General features: G+C 59.8%; 1 protein-coding gene. It reads left to right on the top strand.

Going from position 1 to position 1,253, the window contains the following annotated elements:
- Nucleotides 1–200 precede the first annotated feature (200 nt).
- On the top strand, nucleotides 201–1,223 hold the full coding sequence (locus BGE01nite_RS28780; RefSeq protein WP_146856409.1) for a virulence RhuM family protein: 1,023 nt from the start codon (nucleotides 201–203) through the stop codon (nucleotides 1,221–1,223).
- Nucleotides 1,224–1,253 lie beyond the last annotated feature (30 nt).

The raw sequence follows: 1,253 nt of genomic DNA, 5'->3' as shown, positions 1-1,253 counted from the left end.
ATGCGGGATCAGCATGCCGAGGTTCGGTAAAGTGGAGGGACAACATCCGCTTCATCCGCGTATCAGCCGCCGCTCAAAAGAGAGCCGCGGCTGTCCTGGCATCCTGGTAGTGTTCACCTAAACAAAACATGGCGCCAGCAGCACGGATATGCTTTTAAAGGTGCAAAGTCAGCAGCTTCACTCAGCCGCCTCTTTTCACCATGAATGACCTCATTCTCTACACCACGGAGGACGGCCGCAGCCAGATCAAGCTACGCGCGCTGGAGCAGACCGTCTGGCTCACCCAGCTGGAGATGGCGGAGCTCTTTGACGCCACCAAGCAGAACATCTCCCTGCACCTGAAAAACGTCTTTGAGGACGGCGAGCTGGACCCCGTGGCAACTGTCAAGGAATCCTTGACAGTTCAAACCGAGGGCGCGCGTCAGGTGCAGCGCCCCGTCACTCTCTACAATCTCGATGCCATCCTCGCCGTCGGCTACCGCGTGCGCTCCCCCCGGGGCGTGCAGTTTCGCCGCTGGGCCTCCACCATTCTCAGAGAATACCTCGTCAAAGGCTTCGTCATGGATGACGAGCGGCTGAAAAATCCAGACGGCCGCCCCGACTACTTTGACGAGATGCTGGAGCGCATCCGGGACATCCGGGCCTCCGAAAAGCGCTTCTACCAAAAGGTGCGCGATCTCTTCTCCTTGAGCAGCGACTACGATAAGACCGACCAGGCCACGCAGACCTTCTTTGCCACCGTGCAAAACCTCCTGCTCTACGCCGTCACCCAGAAGACCGCCGCCGAGCTCATCGCCACCCGGGCCGATGGCGATGATCCAAACTTCGGCCTCCTCCACTGGAAAGGTGCCAAAGTGCGCAAGGCAGACATCGTCATCGCCAAAAACTACCTCACCGAGGACGAGATTGATACGCTGAACCGCCTCGTCGTCATCTTCCTGGAAACCGCCGAGCTGCGTGCCAAGAGCCGTCAGGAAACCCGCATGAGCTTCTGGAAAGGAAACGTCGACCAAATCATCACCTCGAATGGCTTCCCCCTGCTCACCCACGCCGGCACCATCAGCCATGAGGAGATGGAGCAGCGCACCGCCGAGCTCTATCTCGACTACGACCGCCGTCGCAAAACCCACGAGGCCCAAGCCGCCGACCACCAAGACGAGGCCGAGGCCGCAGCCGACCTGCAAGCCCTGGAAACCAAGCTCAAACGTCGCACGCAGAAATGACCGGCACCCGCTGATGTAGCAGTCCCGCAT

Source organism: Prosthecobacter gellanilyticus, from assembly GCF_007992435.1.
Lineage (GTDB): Bacteria > Verrucomicrobiota > Verrucomicrobiia > Verrucomicrobiales > Verrucomicrobiaceae > Prosthecobacter > Prosthecobacter gellanilyticus.
Note: the sequence above shows the minus strand (reverse complement) of the source record. Positions and strands in the feature narration are given on the sequence as shown.

Excerpts from the sequence above, each read along its gene's own strand:
- BGE01nite_RS28780 (WP_146856409.1), top strand. The coding sequence starts at position 201 with ATGAATGACCTCATTCTCTACACCACGGAGGACGGCCGCAGCCAGATC.